The following is a 16,951-nucleotide window of genomic DNA, read 5'->3' on the forward strand; positions in this document are numbered from 1 at the left end:
CCGGGTTGCCGGAGCGACCTTCAGACCGTCCTACGGTCTTGGCATGAGCTGGGGGGGCGAGAGCGTCAACGTGTGCTTCCACGGCGTGGGCACGCCCGCTCGTGAGCTCGAGCCCGGCGAGGCGCCGTACTGGATCGACGTCCCCACGTTCCTCGGGGTGCTTGACCTCGTCGTGAACGACCCGCGAGTGCAGCTCAGCTTCGACGACGGCAACGCCTCCGACGTGCTTATCGGCCTCCCTGCCCTCCTCGAGCGCGGGCTGGACGCGACCTTCTTCGTGCTCGCTGGCCGTCTCGACCAGCCCGGGAGCCTCAGCACGCAGGACGTGCGCGACCTGGCTGCCGCCGGGATGCGGATAGGCACCCACGGCATGGACCACGTGCCGTGGCGCAGACTCGAACCGCACCAGCGGCAACGCGAGCTCGTCGACGCCCGCCGGCGGATCGAGGACATCGTGGGCGCCCGGGTCGACGAGGCAGCCCTGCCTCTCGGCCGCTACGACCGCACTCTGCTCGCCCACCTGCGCCGCCTCGGCTACGCGGCCGTCCACTCCAGCGACCGGTGCCGGGCGCGGAGCGATGCCTGGCTCCGGCCGCGCTACTCCATCCGGAGCGACGACACGGTCGCGGCCGTCCGGGAGACTGTGTTGGCCGCGCCGTCAGTGGGCAGCCGTGCCGAGCGGCTCGTGACGACGACCGTCAAACGCCTGCGCTAAACCCTCCTCCGTGGGGCTCGTGCCTGCCCGCCGGGCCAGCTCCTCGATGACGCCCACCACGTCTCGCCCTGTGCGCTCCCAGCTCGTCCCGGCCACGCTGGCAGCAGCAGCGGCTACCGCGGACGGCGACGTGCGCGCGACTGCCCTCTCCAGTCCCAGCGCGAGCGCCGTCGGTGTGGGAGCCGCCCACTCGGCGTGGACGTTGTCGAAGTCCGCACGCACGTCGAGACTATCGTTGACCACGGGGATGCAGCCGGCCGCCAGCATCTCGTCGGGCACCATCGAGACGTTGGTGAACGACAGCGCGAGTCCGGCGGCGCAACGGTTGTAGAGCTCGTTGAGCTGGGCGGGTGTCGGTCGCCCGTGGCGGGTCACCGGGAAGCCCACGTCACCGAGGTCGGCCCCGAAGACGTGGATCTCCTGTTCGGGACACCGACGATGGAACTCGGCGAGGGCCAGCACGCCGAGGCGGTAGCCGCGGCGCGGCGTGTCGGGGCGGGCGAAGAAGGCAACGCCGGAGCGGTGCTCCTGGTTGGTCAGAGAGTAGGTGTGCGTGTCGCGTCCCCACGCCACCCGGGTCGATGGCACGCCCGTCATGGTGAGCCAGCGGTGCACCATCCCGCCCAGGGCGATGTTGGTGAAGCCGAACCGGTAGGTGTCCGTGGCCAACGCGTGCTCGGTGCCGTGGGGGTAGAACAGCGGCTCGTAGTCCTGGATGAAGTACGCCCGCTGCACCACCGCTTCGGACCGGCTGGCAAGGACGTGGGCGGTCTCCCAGCCAGTGGCCACGACCACGTCCAGCCCGTCCAGGCCGTCGTCGATCGAGCGCACCGTCACACGGGCGTCAGGCCAGGAGCTGTGGATCACTGCCGCCCGCGGATCGAGGTCGCCTCGGTGCCTGTCGTAGAGGACCACGTGGTTGTGGTGGCCTGCGTCGTCGAGGGCGCGGACCATCCGGAACATCGTCGTGTGCCCTCCCGATCCGGCCATGGGCGGGGTGCACAGCCAACCGACCTCGATCGGCCTCGACGCGGGCACCGGAGGTGGCGTCCGGAGCTCGAGCGCGGTCGAGTCGGCCACGTCCTGCGGCAGCAGACCGAAGCCGAGCGAGGCTCCGTCCACGCGCTCGTAGACCCGACGCACCACACGCTGGGCCACCCCCCTCGCACCCTCGTTGCGGAACTTGGTCCTGACGTTCGCGGCGGCGGCGACAGCGCGCCGCGCAGGGGTGGGTCGAGTCATCCTCGGTTCCTCTCGACGGCCTCGGCGTCACCGAGGGGGTTTCGCAGCTCATGCAGACGACGGCGGGTCCACGGCCACATGGGCGCGAGGTAGAAGACGACCACTGCCGCGCCGCCCAAGGCGAGGAGCAGCAGGTCGGGGCCGTCGGCGCGTCCCACTGCCCAGCACACGAGCGCCGCGGGGACCGCGACCACCAGCGGCAGGACGCAGGCACGACCGATCGCTGCCACGTCGACGCCGACGCGGCGGAGCGCCATGGCGTACGCCGGCACGACGACGGCGACCGACACCACCACGTGGGCCCATCCCGCGCCCGCCAACCCCCATACCCGGACTCCCAGCACCATGGCCGGCACCATCGTGGCCAGCCACACCAGCTGGACGACGAGCACGGCCCGGGTCTCGCCCGCTGCGATCAGGAAGGTCGCGACCAGGTCGAGCAGCACCCGGCTCGCCCCGAAGACCGACAGCCCCACCAGCGCGGCGGCCGCTGCGGTCCACTCGTCGCCGAACAGCACGGAGACCACAGGACTCGCGAGCGAGGCAAGCCCCACACCCATGGCGGTCGCGACCACGGCGAGCGGGCCGAAGCAGCGCACCAGCCCTGCGTTGCGCTCCACCTCCGACTCGGTCTCGGCGAAGGCAGGCAGCGCCACGACCCGGACCGCCTGACCCACTGCGGACATCGGCCACGAGGAGACGTTGAAGGCCAGGACGTAGAGCCCGAGGGCCACGGTCGTCAGCTCACGCGACACGATGAGGTTGTCGACGGTGATGAGCATCCAGGAGACAAGGTTCGCCGCGGCCAGTGGGGCGCTGAACGACAACGACTCGCGGGCAAGGCGGCGGTCGAATCCGAAGCGCGGCCGGTGACGTGCCACGACGTGCAGCGCGAGGAGCATGACAGCCTGGCTGGCCACCTGCCCCCAGGCAAGCGAGCTCGCCCCGGCGCCGAGCAGGATGAGCGACACCGTGACGACGGCCGACGCAACGAGCCCGGCAGCGTAGACCGCGAAGAGGGCACGCTGACGATAGGCACGCTGCAGCATGGCCGCGGGGACGATCGTGAGGCCGAACATCGCCGGCACCAGCGACATGACCACGAGGGTGTGGGTCGACCCCGGGCTCTCGAAGGCAGCCGCGATCCGGGGAGCCCCGGCGAACATGGAAAGCGCAGCGATCACTCCGATCCCGGCGCCGAGCGTGGCCACGGTCGGTGCGCGGCGCTCGGGATCTTTTGCGCGCACCAGATCGGCGCCCAGCCCGAACTCCGAGAGGGCGCTGAGCAGCATCCACACAGTGAGCGCCACCGCGAAGACCCCGTAGGCCTCCGGCGCAACGAGCCTGGCCACGACGATGCTGAGGAGCAGGTTGCCGATCCGGAGCGCAAGAGTGCTCATGAGGCTCCAGCCCAGGCCGCGACCGACCCGGGTCGCCTTGTCGGGCTCCGAATTCCCCGCGGACTTCTCGGCGAGCTTCTCCGTCACGGGTCTCACACCCCCCAGCGGCGCTCACGCCGCCACTCCACATGGTGACGCACCCGCGTGCCCAGCTCCCGGGCCTGCACTGCGGGGAGACGCCCCTGCTCCAGCAGGAGGCGCGTGGCGCGCCCGGTCCATGACCTCTCGGACCCGGGCCACGTCTCCGAGGCGAACTGCAGGTAGGCAGCGGCCTCGTCGTCCGACCAGCCTGCGCCCCGGTGCGCCAGGCGCGACCTCCTCATCGCCTCGCGGGCCAAGGCCTTCATCGCCACGGGCCTCAGAGCTACGACCTCCGCGACGTCGGCTGCACGCTCGTCGAAGAGGATGTCAAACGTGCGCCTGCGGGCCTCCAGGTCGGTCAGCCAGCCGGCGTACGACGTCAGGTGCATGTTGGCGTCGTGGACGCGGTAGTGGGCCTGGATCGGGCCGTTGACCCGGCCCACGTCCCAGCGCGCAGCCGTGCGCAGCCACATGTCGAAGTCACCCGAGTGAGGTAGGCGCGGGTCGTAGAGGTCGGTCTCGAAGAGGGCCTCGCGACGCATGACGGCCTCCGGGCTCACCAGGAAGCAGCGCCCGGACCGTGCGGACCTGCGCAGCCACTGCCTCCCCGGCCAGACGGACCAGTTCCGGGTCTCGTCCGTGACGGTGTCGGGACGGTCGGTGAAGGAGCGGGCATAGCCGTAGACGAGACCCACGCTCGGGTGCGCCTCCATCAGCCCGATGGCCCGGGTCAGCGCGTTGCGCGGCAGCAGGTCGTCGGCGGACAGGAGGACGACGTAGTCGCCCTCTGCGCGCGTGAGCCCGTCGTTGTAAGTCTGGATGTGCCCGGCGTTGTTATCGTGCACCAGCACGTCGACGCGGGGGTCCGAGGCTGCCAGCTCCTGCGCGACCAGGTGGCTGCCGTCCGGCGACGCGTCGTCGACGACGAGCACGTCGACGTCGAGTCCCTGCTGGTCGAGCGCGCTGGCAACCGCGGCCGGCAGGTAGCGGCCGTAGTTGTAGCACGGGATGACCACCGAGACCCGCGGAGTGCGCCCCAACGCACGTGGACTGTGGAACCTCATCCTTGGCACTCCCCTGGCGTGCTCGAGCTGCGACCGTCCCACGTTCGCCGAGCCGTGCCCGCGACCCGATCGCCACCGGGACTTATCCCCAAAATTTGGCGGCCGGGTCGACGGCAGCGGTCACGAGGCGCGGAACAGGACGTCGACGAAGTAGTTGGTCGAGTTGTAGGAGCCGGTCGGGAAGCTACCGCCCGTCGCATAGCGGTAGAGGCCGTTGCTCCCGGCAGGTGCCGTCAGCGGGCCTACTGTGCGCGCCTGCGAGAAGAAGCCGCCGATGACCGAGTAGTCACCACTTGGCGAGTAGTACGAGATGACGTAGGTCTGACCTGCGGACACTGGGATCGCGCTGGCGAACTCGGCTATCTGCCAACCGTCCGCGGTCTCGTTGGTGAACGTCACCGTCCCGAGCCTGGTGCCGCTGGCGCTCCACAACGAGCCGGTGTGGGTGCCGGTGTGCCCTGGTCCCTTCCAGAACCTCACCCCGGTCACCGCGCCGCTGATCGACGGCACGAAGGACATGCCGAGCTCGATCGGGTCGTTGTCCTGGATGTGGCTCGCAGGTGTCAGGCCGTCGAGCAGACGGCTCACCGGAACCGTGGCCGCCGCGGTCGTGAAGGACCACGTCTGCGTGGCCAGTGGCAACCCGTCGGTCGATGTCACCCCGGACACCTCGACGGTATAGGTGGTGCTGGCGGCGAGGTCGGACGTGGGGTCGAACGTCAACCGGGTGCTGTCCGAGGAGAGGCTCGCCGAGCCGGGCTCCGTGGTCGTCCCCTGCTTGAGGATCATCGTCCAGCCGGACGTCGCGATCGTGTCGGAGAAGGTTATCGTGGGCGTCAGGTCCGCAAGTACACCTGTGGCGTTGACGTCGGGGGTCCGTGAAGCCACCGTGACGGCAGACGGATCCTTTTCGAAGAGCACGTCCACGAAGTAGTTGGTGGAGTTCCAGGAATACTGCGGGAACCCGCCGCCGGCTCCGTAGAAGTACCGGCCGTTGGTGCCCGCCGCGACGCGCAGGTCACCTGCGATCCACTGGTTGTTGAAGAACCCGCCCGAGATCGAGTAGTGGCCCTGCGGTGCGAAGTAGGACACGACGTACGGCGTCCCGGCGCTCACCTGGAGCGGGGTCGACAGCATCGCCGTCTGCCACCCCGACGCGGTCTCGCCGACGAAGGTGAGGCCGGCCAGCTTGGTCCCGGAGGCCGACCACACCGATCCCTTGTGCACTCCGGAGTTACCCGCGCCCTTGAAGAACCTGATGCCGGTCACCTGGCCGGACTTCGTGGGCGTGAACTCGACCCCCAACTCCACTGGGGAGCTGTCGTCGGTGGCGGTCACGGCCGGCGTCTGGGAGCTGAACAGGCTCTGCACGGGGGCCGGTTCGCCGCTGCGCGTCTGGAACGACCACGACTGGTTGGCCAGTGTGACACCCTCGGTCGACCTGAGTCCGTTGACGGCCACGTTGACCTGGGTGCCGGCCGGCAGCAGGCTGGTGGGCACGAACGTCACCTGTGTCCCGTCGCTGCTGAGGCTCGCGGTGCCGGCGACCGCTCCCGCGGACGTCGAGACCGACATGCCCCACCCGCTCGCCAGCGGAGAGCTGACCTCGAGCACCACCTGGCTGTCGCGGCGCACCTGGGTGGCGCCCGGGGCCGGGGACTGCCCGACCACGGCGAGCGGGGACGGAGCTCGCTCGAACACCACGTCGACCATGTAGCTGGTGGACGAGCTGGCCGATGGATAACCCGTGCCGTAGGTGAACGCCCCGGAGTTGGAGGCCACCACGAGAGGCGACCGGGACATCGAGGCGAAACCGCCCCCGGTCACCGAGTAGCGTCCGGCCGGCGCACGGTATCCGGCGATGTACTCGGTGTTCTTGGTGATGGCGACGGGCTGGCCGAAGACCAGCGTCTGCCATCCCGAGACCGTCTCCCCCGTGAAGGTGCCGGTCGCGAGCTGCGTGCCCGTGGCGGACCAGAGGGTGCCGGTGTGGGTGCCGGTGTTGTTGGGGCCCTTGTAGAAGCGGACCGCGCTGACGGTGCCGTCCACCGTGGAGCTGAAGCGCACCCCGAGGGTGAGGGGACCCTGGTCCGACTCCTCGAGCACGCTCGGCTGCGACGCATCGTCGTAGAGCGAGCACGGGCAGACTCCGGGCGCCGAGGCCGGCTTGGCCGTGCGGAAACTCCAGGTCTTCCCCGCACCCACGGACTGTCCGAGGGCGTCAGTGGCCGACACGGTGGCGGTGTGCTGCACGAAGCCGGCCAGCGGCGACGTGGGCGTGAAGGTGACCGTGCGGGTGGCCGCGTCGTACGACGTCGTGCCGGGCACCGTCTGGCCGAGCTCATCCTTGAGCACCAGGCTCGCGGAGCCCGCGACGATCGGCTTCGAGAGCGTCGCACGCACGGTCGTGCTTGGCGGCACGCTGCTCGAGCCAGCGATCGGCGCCTGGTTGGTCGCGGCGAGGGGGGAGTCGTCGACGTTGGTGAAGAGCACATCGACGTAGTAGTTGCTGCTCTGGTGGCTGCTGGCGGGGTATTGACCCGACCAGCCGAAGACACCGGCCGGCGCGGCACCGAACCCTCCTGCCACGGTAAGGGGCGGCGCGAGCTTGGGTGCGTCGTAGAACGCGTTGGCCCCGAGCGCGTAGCGCCCCTGCGGTGCGGTGTAGGAGGCGACGTAGGTCTGGTTGGCACTGACGGGAACAGCGGAGGTGAACTGCAGCGTCTGCCAGCCGGTAGCGGTCTCATTGGTGAAGGTCCCCGTGGCGAGCCGGGCGCCGCTGGTGCTCCACAGGGATCCCTGGTGCGTCCCCCCGTTGCCGGTGCCCTTGTAGAACCGCACGCCCGAGATGTAGCCATCGCTTGTGGGGGTGAACCGCAGTCCGAGCTCGACAGCACCGCTGTCGTTCGTGGCAGCGGTTGGCGGCACCTCCGCGCCGAAGATAGAGCAGGGGCACTGGACCGCGGCGTTGCGGGTCGCCACGGCGCCGGTGTTGGCGCTGTCGTCGGTCGCGCGGACCCGCAACGGGACGCTGCCCATGCCCTTCTGGACATAGGTGTAACTCCACGACGAGGTGCCAGTCGCGGGGTGCCACGTGTCGCCGCCGTTGGTCGAGACCTCGACGCCGGCCACCCGGCCACCACCGGCGTCGGTCGCGGTGCCCGAGATGGTGCGCTGCGTCCCGTTGGCGACCGAAGCCCCGGCCGCCGGGGAAGTGATCGAGACGGAGGGGCCAGTCGTGTCCGTCGACTTGCTCGCGGTCACCAGCCCGGCCATCAACGTGCTCGGCTGCGAGCCCATGTCGGCGAGGAGGTTGACCTGTGCCTGCTGCATCCGGACGTCGGCGGGTTCGGGGTCGAACGGCGTGTCGTGGACCTCGTCCAGTCCCCAGGACCACTGCACGGATCCGGCGCTGAACACGAGGGCACCGCTGGGCGCCTTGTAGAGGGTCAGGTTGTGCGTGGTCGTCCCCGGAGTCACGGTGTTGCCGTAGTCGCGCAGGTATTCGGGCGTGGGTCCGATGGTCGTGGACAGGCGCACCAGACCCGCCGGGCGCTGTCCGTTGTCGATGTCCTCGTTGGACTCGTAGCCGACGGTGTGCGGTGCGAGGGCCCGCGTCTGGCCAGCGGCCAGGGACGCCAAAGACGTGTTGCGCCAGAGCCTGGTCCTGCCCTCTTCGGTGCTGACCGTGACCGGGAGGTCGCTGTAGTTGGCCTGGTACATCGTCCCCGTCAGGGCGTTCTCGGGCAGACCGGCACCCTGCGACGTCGGCGCGTAGCGAGGGTCGCGCCAGGTGCCGGTCCACTGCGGGCTCGGGTCGGACTTCATCCAGTCCCACGTCTCCTTGTAGCTGACGAGGGTGCGGTAGGCCGTGTGGCTGGTGTCGAGCGACGGCTCGTAGCGCGTGCGCCAGTAGACGTCGTTGCCGCTGAGGAACTGCAGGTTCACCCCGGCGTCGCGGGCAGCCTCGACGTTGGCGCGCTGGGCACCGCTCCAGTACTCGTCGTGCCCGACGGAGAGGAACACGTCGTGGTTCTTGATGAGGTTGCCGCGGCGGTCGCTGTCGACGCCTGCCATGTAGGAGACGTCGTAGCCGTTGCGCTCGAGGAAGCGCACCATCGGGTACTCGTTGGCGAAGAAGAAGTCCCGTCCGCCGGTGCCTCCGCGCGTGTTCATCGGCCGGTTGTAGGAGAGCTTGTAGCTGCGCCCGTTGACGCCTCCGTTGTAGAAGTTCGAGCCGCCGTAGTTGTTGTAGGCGACCCACGTCGGGTCGGAGGTCTGAAAGACGACGTCGGAGGTGCTCGCGTCGTCGCGCACCACGAACGTGATGTGGCTGGAGTCGCCGTTGCTCCGCTTGAGCTGGGCGATGTAGACGCCCGACACGGCCGTGGACGGCACGTTCCACGACGCGGAGACAGCCCAGTTGCCGCAGTCGTAGGTCTCGGTGGTGAGGTCGTTGATGCAGTTGGGCTGGTTCTGCGGCAGGTTGACGCTGGGCGTGACGGACGTGATCTTGCGGGCGCCGTTGCCCTGGTAGTAGCCGATCCGGTAGATGTCGATGGTGTACGACGACGCGTCGGTCTTGATCTTGAAGTCGACGCGCTGGCCGACGTTGACGGAGATGTCGGTGGAGAAGCCCTGGATCGAGTCCGCGCCCGAGCCGTAGGCGGAGTCCCAGATCTCCGGCGAGGTGCCGGGCTTGGAGTTCTCGCACGCGATCTTGTTGCCACCGGGGGCACAGGGGTCGGCCGCGTTCGCGGTCGACGGGCCACCGATCAGGGACGGGCCGACCAGCACGTTCAGCGCCGCCACCAGGAGCAGCGCCACCACCCGCGCGCTCCATGCGCGCGTGCGCCCCATCACTGCTGACCCCATCGCCGTCCACCCATCCTGCTCGCACTCGTCCAGGGGCATTCCGCCCCTGGGTGATCGTGGCCGGGACGCGCCCCCCGCATCGGGCACGCCGGCCGTTTTCCCCACATTGGGGGTCAGACGCCGACCGGCTGGCCCGGCACTCGCTGGCGGGGGATGCGCACGCTGCTGATCCGCAGCTGAGGCGGGTCGGTCAGCTTGGTGACGGTCCTGCTCGCGGCGGCGACCAGGTCGCGCCCCTTGAGGCTGTCGGCGTCGCGCGAGATGCAGAGGTCGCGCAGCGCCAGGTCGAGCGCGATGGTCATCTGGTGGTCGTCGACGTGCTCGCCATGGCGGGCCCGGCGCGGCACGAGGATCGGGCACTTGCCGTTTTCCAGCGCCATCAGGGCGATGCCCGTCCCGGCATGGGCGACCACGACGTCGGCGTCGCGGATCGAGGTCCGCATCTCCTCCGAGGGCACCCGCGAGCGCCCGTCGATGCCCAGGCCGGTGGTGTCCGTACCGCCGGTCTGCCACAGCACCTTCGTGCTCGGCGGCACCAGCGGCACCAGCCGGTCGAGCAGCCGGCGGAAGCCGTAGTCCTCCTGCGTGCCCAGGCTCACGACCATCGACCGGATCGGTCGGGGCTCGATCGGGCTGGTGTCGTAGAGGTCCCACGGCGAGGCCAGGTAGGTCCAGGCGCCGGTGCACAGGTCACTGGACTGGCTGAAGGTCGAGATGCCCGGCATCGCCGCCATCGCGCGACCCGACAGGGACGGCTCGTCGCGGCGCGTGGCGCTCTCGATGTAGACCGTCTCGATGCCGCGCATCCTCGCCTGCGGGAGCACGGCGAGCGCGAGCGCGGCGCCGGTGCTGACCACGAGGCGTACGTCGTGGAGCCGGAACAGCTGGCGGGCGGCGAGGGCGTTGCGCGCCACGGCACGCAGGTCGCGGGGCGGGCACGGCGCCATCCAGTGCACCTGCTCACCGGCCAGCATCGACTCGGTCTGGGGCGTCCGGACGGTCACCCACACCACGTCCGCGCCGACGCCCAGGCGCGGGCGGAGCGTGTGGAGCTGCATCAGGTGTCCGCCGTCGTTGGCGACCAGGAGCGTGGTCACGAGGCTCCCCCTCCAGCGACCGCGGCCGCCAGGACCTCGACGACGCGGTCCTGCATCGACTCGGTCAGGTGCGGGTGCATCGGGAGGGACAGGATCTCCCCGGCCGCGGCCTCGGCCACGGGCGCCGTCCCCGGCCCCAGCCCGAGATGGGCGTAGGCCCCGGTCAGGTGCACCGGGCAGGGGTAGTGGATCCCGGCACCGATCCCGGCGCGCCCGAGCTCGGCCAGCACCCGGTCGCGTTCGGCGACCCGCACGACGTAGAGGTGCCAGACGTGCTGTCCCTCGGCTCCCGGCAGCGGACGTCGTACGCCCGGCACGTCGGCCAGCAGGCTGTCGTAGCGGGCGGCCGCGCGCACGCGGAGCTCGTTCCACTTCTCCAGCCGGTCGAGCTTGGCCTGCAGGTAGACGGCCTGGATGGTGTCGAGCCGGGAGTTCATCCCGATCACGTCGTGGACGTAGCGGGTGGCGGAGCCGTGGTTGCGCAGCCTCCGGACCTCGGCGGCCATCGTCGCGTCGTCGGTGGTCACGGCACCCGCGTCGCCGGCGGCGCCGAGGTTCTTGCCCGGGTAGAAGCTGGTGGCGGCGATCGTCCCGATCCCCCCCGAGCCGCGGCCGCCCAGTCGCGCGCCCTGGGACTGGGCCGCGTCCTCGACCAGCGGTACGCCGGCTGCCGTGCAGATCGCGGACAGCTGCTCCATCGGTGCGAGCTGGCCGAAGAGGTGGACCGCCACGACTGCCTGGGTCCGGTCGCCGATCGCCGCGTCGAGGGCCGCGGGATCGATCAGCAGCCGGTCGTCGTCGACATCCACGGGCACCGGCACGGCGCCGATCCGCGAGACCGCCTCGGCGGTGGCCACGAAGGTGTTGGCCGGGACGACGACCTCCCCGCCCGGGCCCACGCCGGCGGCGCGCAGCGCCAGCTCGAGGGCGTCGGTGCCGTTGGCGACGCCGACGCAGTGGTCGACCCCGACGAAGTCGGCGTACTGCTGCTCGAACGCGGCCACGGGCGGGCCGTCGACGAACGCGGTCGCGGCGAAGACGGCGGCGATGCCCGCCTCCACCTCGTCGGCCACCTCGGCGTGCGGCGAGGCGAGATCGACGAAGGGAACCTTGACACTCATGCGGTGACTCCTGTCCGGACGGGGCGGGCAGGGACGCCCACCCAGGTCTCTCCTGCGGGGACGTCGTGGAGGACGACGGCGCCCATCCCGACGGTGGCACCTGCTCCGACGTGCACTCCTTGGCGCACGGACGCGTTCATGCCGACGTAGGCGCCCTCGCCGATCTCGACGTCGCCGCCGAGGGACACCCCGGCACAGATCGTCGCGAAGTCGTGGACGCGGCACCCGTGGGTGAGCGTCACCTGCGGCATCAGCACCACGTGCCGGCCGACCTCGACGTCGGCGGTGAGGACCACCCCGTCGAGGGCGATCGAGCCCGTGCCGATGGAGCAGCTGCCGGGCAGCACGACGCGGGGGTGGATGAGCGAGGTGTAGCGCCCGGGATCCATCCCCAGCATCTCGAGGCGCAGGGCGACCCGGTGCCGGTGTCCCCCCTTGCCGAGCGTGAGCACCACGTCGTGGTCGACGACGTCGGTGACGAGGTCGACCGAGCCGAGGACCGGGGTCAGCCCGTGGAGGGTGCCCCAGGTGGCGGGGTCGTCGTCGACGATGCTGACCGGGCCCTGGTGGTGCAGCCACACCGCCACAGTGGTGGCCTCACGGGCCAGGCCGCTGGCGCCGACGAGCAGCAGGCCGCTCACGGTCGCCACGCCGTGCTGAGGGCCTCGCACACGCGTGCCTGCTCCGGGTCGGTCATCTGGTGGAACAGCGGCAGGATCAGCGTCCGGTCGTTGAGTCGCTCGGTGACCGGGAGCGGCGCGTGCGACCGGTGGTCGTGCGCCGGCTGGCGGTGGGCCGCCATGATGCCGCGCCGTGCGGAGATGCCTGCCTCGGCGAGATGGACCATCAGCTCCTCGCGGTCCATCGGGTGGTCCTCGAGGACCTCGACCCAGCAGGACTGGAAGTTGGTGGTGCCCCAGGCCGGATCGGCCACCATCCGCAGACCGGGCAGGTCGGCCACCACGGCGGCGTACGTCGCGGCGCGCTCGCGGCGGCGGGCGACCATGGCGGGCAGCCGACCCAGCTGGACGCTGCCCACGGCCGCCTGCAGGTCGGTCATCCGGAAGTTGAAGCCGACCTCGGCGTAGGACTCCGGCGGGGCGAGCACGCTCGCGTGCCTATCCGCCGCGGAGGTGGACATGGCGTGCTCGCGCAGCCGGCGGGCGCGATCGGCCCAGTCGCTGCGCGACGTGGTGAGCATGCCGCCCTCACCCGTGGTGAGGAGCTTGCGCGGGTGGAACGACCAGGCCGCGATCTCCGCACCGGCGCCCACCGGACGCCCGTGCGCGGTCGAGCCCGCCGCGCACGCGGCGTCCTCGATGACGGTGATGCCGAGCGGGTCGCACCAGGCACGGATGGCGCGCAGGTCGAGCGGCACGCCGCCCTGGTCCACGGCGATCACCGCACGCGTCCGCGCGGTGACCACCGTGGCGATCGTGGCAGGGGTGAGATTGCCGGTCGTCGCGTCCACGTCCGCGAACACCGGTGTCGCCCCGACGTAGGTCGGTGCGTTGGCCGTGGCGACGAACGAGAAGGACGGGACGACGACCTCGTCGCCGGGCCCGACACCGGCGACCACGAGCGCCAGGTGGAGAGCAGTGGTGCAGTTGCTGACGGCCACCGCGTGAGCAGCCTCCTGCGAGGCGGCGAAGGCGGCCTCGAACGCCGCCACGCGTGGGCCCTGGGCGACCCAGCCGGACCGCAGCACCGCGGCGACCGCCGCGACCTCCTCCTCGCCGAGCCACGGCTGCATCACGTTGATGCGGGTCAGCTGCTGGTCCAGGCTCATCGGGCCACCGCCGGCACGGGCCGTCCGGCAGCGATCTCCTCGCGCTGCGGACGCCACCACTCCACCAGGGCACGCAGCCCGTCCTCGAGGCCGGTGTCGGCGACGAAGCCCAGGTCGCGCTCGGCGGCGCAGGTGTCGGCGAGACGGCGTACGACACCGTTGACGCCGCGCTCGGGTCCGTGCTCGACGGGCAGGTCCGAGCCCATCACCCGCAGCAACGTCTCGGCGAGCCCGAGCAGGCTGGTCTCCTCGCCGCGAGCGACGTTGTAGACGCCCTCCACGACCGGTGACGCGGCTGCCAGCACGTTGGCGCGGGCGATGTCGGTGGTGAAGACGAAGTCCATCGTCTGCCGCCCGTCCCCGAAGATCAGCGGGGGCTGGCCGTCATCGATGCGCTCCATCCACCGCACCAGCACCTCGGTGTAGAGGCCGTGGACGTCCATCCGCGGGCCGTAGACGTTGAAGTAGCGCAGTGCGACGTAGTCGAGGCCGTGCATGGCGCGGAAGCTGCGCAGCATGCCCTCGTTGAAGGTCTTGGCCGCGCCGTAGAAGGTGTCGTTGGCGTAGGGGTGCTGGACCTCGGGCGTCGGGAACTGCTCGGCGAGCCCGTAGACCGAGGCCGACGAGGCGGCCACCAGCTTGTCGACGCCGGCGGAGGTGGCTGCCTCGACGACGTTGAAGGTGCCGTCGACGAGCACCTCGAGGGCGAGCCGCGGCTCCTCCGCGCACTGGGTGATCCGGATGGCGGCCTGGTGGAAGACGAGGTCGCAGCCGCGGGTCAGGTCGTGGACGAGGTCCCGGTCGCGGATGTCGCCGCGGACCAGCTCGACACCACCGCGGACGAGGGCGTCGGCGAGGTTGAACTCACGGCCCCGCACCATGTTGTCGAGGACCCGGACCTGCGAGACCCCGGCGTCGAGGAGCTGGTCGACGAGGGTCGAGCCGATCGTGCCGGCACCTCCGGTGACGAGCACGGTGGCCCCGGTGAGCGCGGTCATCGGCTGACCTCCAGCACGCGCTCGGTCGCCTGGCGGGGCACCGGCGGCGGCCCGACCGGCACCGCCTGCTCGGCGAGCCGGCGGGAGGCCTGCTCCAGCACCTCGAGGACCCGGAGCCCCGAGCGGCCGTCGGTCAGCGCCTGCCGCCCCTCGCGGATCGCAGCCGCGAACTCGCCCACCATCGACCCGAGCGCCTCGCGCTCGGGCAGGGCGGGAGACCACGTGTCGCCGAGGCGGTAGGAGACGGTCGAGGCCGCACGGTCCGAGCCGGCCACAGACGTACGGGCCAGGTCGACGCCGCGGTCGAAGACGCTGAGCCGCTGCTGCGGGTTGAGGTCGTCCCACACGAGGGTGCGACGGGAGCCGCCGATCACCATCTGGCGGATCTTGGTCGGGCTCAGCCAGTTGACGTGCACGTGCGCCAGCCCGTCGTCCGGCAGCGGGAGCGTCAGGTGGCCGACACAGGCGCGGCCGGCACCGATGGGGTCGGCGCCGGTCGCGCCGATGCCGGCAGTGGGGAGACCACCCGGCAGCACGAAGTCGAGGATCGCGAGGTCGTGCGGCGCGAGGTCCCACAGGACGTCGATGTCGGGCTGGATGAGGCCGAGGTTGATGCGCACCGAGTCGACGAAGTGCACCTGGCCCAGCTCGCCGCTGACCACGAGGTCCCGCATCTTCTGGACCGCAGGGGTGTAGCAGTAGGTGTGGTCCGTCATCAGGACCAGGCCCTCCCGCTCGGCCAGGTCGACCATGGCCCGCCCGCCGGCGACGCTGTCGGCCAGAGGCTTCTCGACGAGCACGTGCTTGCCGGCGCGGAGTGCGTCGAGGGCGAGGCCACGGTGCGTGCGCGCCGGCGTGGCGATCGCGACCGCGTCGATGTCGGGGTCGTCCAGCACCCGCTCCACGCTGTCGGTGACGGCGACGTGCGGGCCGGCGACCTTCCGCGCCCGGTCGAGGTCGAGGTCGCACACCGTGCGCAGGTCCCAGCCCGGCGAGCCGCCGAAGTTGCGGACCAGGTTGGGCCCCCAGTAGCCGGCGCCGATCACGGCGATGCCCAGGTTGCGGTTCATCGAGCTTCCTCCAGTCGTCCTTCGTGCTCCAGGTAGACCTCGCCCGAGGCCGGGCAGATCCATCGGTCGTGGGTGTCGGACACGAGGGGTACGCCGCTGCGCCCGACCCATCCGACGCGGCGTGCGGGCGTCCCGACGACGAGGGCGTGGTCGGGCACGTCCCGGGTCACGACGGCCCCGGCCCCGACGCTGGCCCAGCGGCCGATCGTCACCGGCGCCACGCAGACGGCGCGCGCACCGATCGATGCGCCCTCGCGGACGGTCACGCCGACCGCCTCCCAGTCCTCGGCGCCCTTGCGGCGGCCGTCGGGCGTCACCGCGCGGGGGTAGGTGTCGTTGGTCAGCACCACGGCCGGTCCGATGAAGACGCCGTCCTCCAGGACCGCCGGCTCGTAGAGGAGGGCCTGGTTCTGGACCTTGCAGCGCTCCCCGATCCGGGTGCCGGGACCGACGTAGACGTTGCGGCCGATGATCGTGTCGGCGCCGATCTCGGCGCCGGCGCGGACTGCGGACTGGTCCCAGACCTGCGCGCCGGGACCGACCAGGGCGCCGTCCTCGACGGAGGCGGTGGGAGCGATCACGGTGTCGGCGCCGCGGTGGGCCCTCGGACCGGAGAGTGTCGTCATGAGCGGGAGCTTTCGTCTCGTTGCCAGGTGGTGAAGTCGCCGGCCCGCAGGGCCTGTCGGGCACCGAGCTGCGCGGCGACGTGGACGCCCACGAACACCGGGAGCCGGAGGGCGACGCCCGGGCGGCCGACGGCCAGGCCCAGGAGGGTGCGCGCGCTGGTGCGCGAGGTCGGTCGGCGCACGCCGAGCTGCGCGGCCTGGGCGTTGCCGGTGGCGATCCGGACCCGACGGCGTACGAGGTCGCGCACCGTGCGCGGCGGGTGCACGACGGCGACGGCGCCGGGGACGACGCGACGCTCGTCCCCGGTGAACGCGTCGGACATGCCGAGGTCGTCGCTCATCATCCGGGGCAGCGCGGTGACCCGGGCCTGGGCCTGCTCGGAGAGCACGACGACCCCCCGGCCGAAGAGTCCAGACTCCACCTGCGGCAACGACTCCCAGACGTCGTAGTACCAGCGCACCCAGCGCGAGCAACCGGCCCGCGGCACGTCGCGGCGGGGAGCGGTCGCCAGCACGTGGCCGGCGGTGATGGGCTCGAGCAGCTGCAGCACGTCGCGGCCGTTGAGCTCGATGTCGGCGTCGAGGTGGACCCGCGGGAACACGTCCGTCACGGTGTTGCCCACGCGCACGGCCTCGGCCTTCGAGGGCTGCTGGATCTCGATGACGCGCGCCAGCGGGTCGGCACTGCGCGCGACCTCGGCGGTCCGGTCGGTGCACCCGTTGCAGACGACGACCACGTCGAGGTCGCCGCCGCGAGTGCCCTCCCGGAGAGCGCGGAGGTTGCGGCCGATGCTCGCTGCCTCGTTGTGCGCAGGAATGATGACGCTCGCGACGGCCATCCCCAACTCCCCCAAGTCGTGTGCCCGTCGAACG

The 16,951-nt window shown here is 71.3% G+C and carries 13 protein-coding genes; 1 reads left to right on the forward strand and 12 read right to left on the reverse strand.

All coding sequences use genetic code 11. The annotated features are described in order from the left end of the window. Positions 1–43 precede the first annotated feature (43 nt). Positions 44–715 (forward strand): polysaccharide deacetylase family protein, encoded by a 672-nt coding sequence (locus tag BM127_RS02040; protein WP_091193585.1) that lies wholly within the window; start codon positions 44–46, stop codon positions 713–715. On the opposite strand, the gene BM127_RS02045 is transcribed toward BM127_RS02040, so the two are convergent. The 12 genes from BM127_RS02045 to BM127_RS02100 all read right to left on the reverse strand — a co-directional run bounded on the left by BM127_RS02045 (position 659) and on the right by BM127_RS02100 (position 16,917). Next, on the reverse strand, positions 659–1,957 hold the full coding sequence (locus tag BM127_RS02045; protein WP_091193586.1) for a rhamnosyltransferase WsaF family glycosyltransferase: 1,299 nt from the start codon (positions 1,955–1,957) through the stop codon (positions 659–661). The genes BM127_RS02040 and BM127_RS02045 overlap by 57 nt on opposite strands. After that, positions 1,954–3,444 (reverse strand): oligosaccharide flippase family protein, encoded by a 1,491-nt coding sequence (locus tag BM127_RS02050; protein ID WP_091193587.1) that lies wholly within the window; start codon positions 3,442–3,444, stop codon positions 1,954–1,956. Before BM127_RS02050 ends, BM127_RS02045 begins: the two co-directional genes overlap by 4 nt. A 5-nt stretch (positions 3,445–3,449) precedes the next feature. Beyond that, positions 3,450–4,478, reverse strand: coding sequence for a glycosyltransferase family 2 protein (locus BM127_RS02055; RefSeq protein WP_157829649.1), 1,029 nt, complete (start codon positions 4,476–4,478; stop codon positions 3,450–3,452). A 144-nt stretch (positions 4,479–4,622) separates the two neighbouring features. After that, a complete protein-coding gene (locus BM127_RS02060; RefSeq protein ID WP_091193592.1) occupies positions 4,623–9,362 on the reverse strand; it encodes a DUF4082 domain-containing protein in 4,740 nt (1,579 codons plus the stop codon). A 128-nt stretch (positions 9,363–9,490) separates the two neighbouring features. Beyond that, on the reverse strand, positions 9,491–10,474 hold the full coding sequence (locus BM127_RS02065) for a glycosyltransferase (protein ID WP_091193595.1): 984 nt from the start codon (positions 10,472–10,474) through the stop codon (positions 9,491–9,493). Further along, positions 10,471–11,595, reverse strand: a complete 1,125-nt coding sequence (locus tag BM127_RS02070; RefSeq protein ID WP_091193597.1) for a DegT/DnrJ/EryC1/StrS family aminotransferase — start codon at positions 11,593–11,595, stop codon at positions 10,471–10,473. The genes BM127_RS02065 and BM127_RS02070 overlap by 4 nt, the downstream gene beginning before the upstream one ends. Continuing rightward, positions 11,592–12,245 (reverse strand): NeuD/PglB/VioB family sugar acetyltransferase, encoded by a 654-nt coding sequence (locus BM127_RS02075; protein WP_231263115.1) that lies wholly within the window; start codon positions 12,243–12,245, stop codon positions 11,592–11,594. The genes BM127_RS02070 and BM127_RS02075 overlap by 4 nt, the downstream gene beginning before the upstream one ends. Further along, positions 12,233–13,384, reverse strand: a complete 1,152-nt coding sequence (locus BM127_RS02080; RefSeq protein WP_091193599.1) for a DegT/DnrJ/EryC1/StrS family aminotransferase — start codon at positions 13,382–13,384, stop codon at positions 12,233–12,235. The genes BM127_RS02075 and BM127_RS02080 overlap by 13 nt, the downstream gene beginning before the upstream one ends. Then, the gene (locus BM127_RS02085; protein WP_091193601.1) at positions 13,381–14,382 is read right to left on the reverse strand and encodes an NAD-dependent epimerase/dehydratase family protein; all 1,002 of its coding nucleotides are present in this window, start codon (positions 14,380–14,382) and stop codon (positions 13,381–13,383) included. Before BM127_RS02085 ends, BM127_RS02080 begins: the two co-directional genes overlap by 4 nt. After that, positions 14,379–15,452 carry a Gfo/Idh/MocA family protein gene (locus tag BM127_RS02090; protein ID WP_091193603.1) on the reverse strand — a complete coding sequence of 358 codons (1,074 nt, stop codon included), beginning with the start codon at positions 15,450–15,452 and terminating at the stop codon, positions 14,379–14,381. Before BM127_RS02090 ends, BM127_RS02085 begins: the two co-directional genes overlap by 4 nt. Continuing rightward, positions 15,449–16,078, reverse strand: coding sequence for an acyltransferase (locus BM127_RS02095; protein ID WP_091193604.1), 630 nt, complete (start codon positions 16,076–16,078; stop codon positions 15,449–15,451). The genes BM127_RS02090 and BM127_RS02095 overlap by 4 nt, the downstream gene beginning before the upstream one ends. After that, on the reverse strand, positions 16,075–16,917 hold the full coding sequence (locus BM127_RS02100; RefSeq protein WP_091193619.1) for a glycosyltransferase family 2 protein: 843 nt from the start codon (positions 16,915–16,917) through the stop codon (positions 16,075–16,077). The genes BM127_RS02095 and BM127_RS02100 overlap by 4 nt, the downstream gene beginning before the upstream one ends. Between the last annotated feature and the right edge of the window lie 34 nt (positions 16,918–16,951).

This window comes from Nocardioides alpinus (assembly GCF_900112035.1).
In the GTDB taxonomy this organism is placed as follows: domain Bacteria; phylum Actinomycetota; class Actinomycetes; order Propionibacteriales; family Nocardioidaceae; genus Nocardioides; species Nocardioides alpinus.

Bases quoted from the DNA above. Each gene is read 5' to 3' on its own strand.
- BM127_RS02040 (WP_091193585.1), top strand. From the start codon at position 44: ATGAGCTGGGGGGGCGAGAGCGTCAACGTGTGCTTCCACGGCGTGGGC.
- BM127_RS02045 (WP_091193586.1), bottom strand. From the start codon at position 1,957: ATGACTCGACCCACCCCTGCGCGGCGCGCTGTCGCCGCCGCCGCGAAC.
- BM127_RS02060 (WP_091193592.1), bottom strand. From the start codon at position 9,362: ATGGGGCGCACGCGCGCATGGAGCGCGCGGGTGGTGGCGCTGCTCCTG.
- BM127_RS02070 (WP_091193597.1), bottom strand. From the start codon at position 11,595: ATGAGTGTCAAGGTTCCCTTCGTCGATCTCGCCTCGCCGCACGCCGAG.
- BM127_RS02080 (WP_091193599.1), bottom strand. From the start codon at position 13,384: ATGAGCCTGGACCAGCAGCTGACCCGCATCAACGTGATGCAGCCGTGG.
- BM127_RS02085 (WP_091193601.1), bottom strand. From the start codon at position 14,382: ATGACCGCGCTCACCGGGGCCACCGTGCTCGTCACCGGAGGTGCCGGC.
- BM127_RS02090 (WP_091193603.1), bottom strand. From the start codon at position 15,452: ATGAACCGCAACCTGGGCATCGCCGTGATCGGCGCCGGCTACTGGGGG.
- BM127_RS02095 (WP_091193604.1), bottom strand. From the start codon at position 16,078: ATGACGACACTCTCCGGTCCGAGGGCCCACCGCGGCGCCGACACCGTG.
- BM127_RS02100 (WP_091193619.1), bottom strand. From the start codon at position 16,917: ATGGCCGTCGCGAGCGTCATCATTCCTGCGCACAACGAGGCAGCGAGC.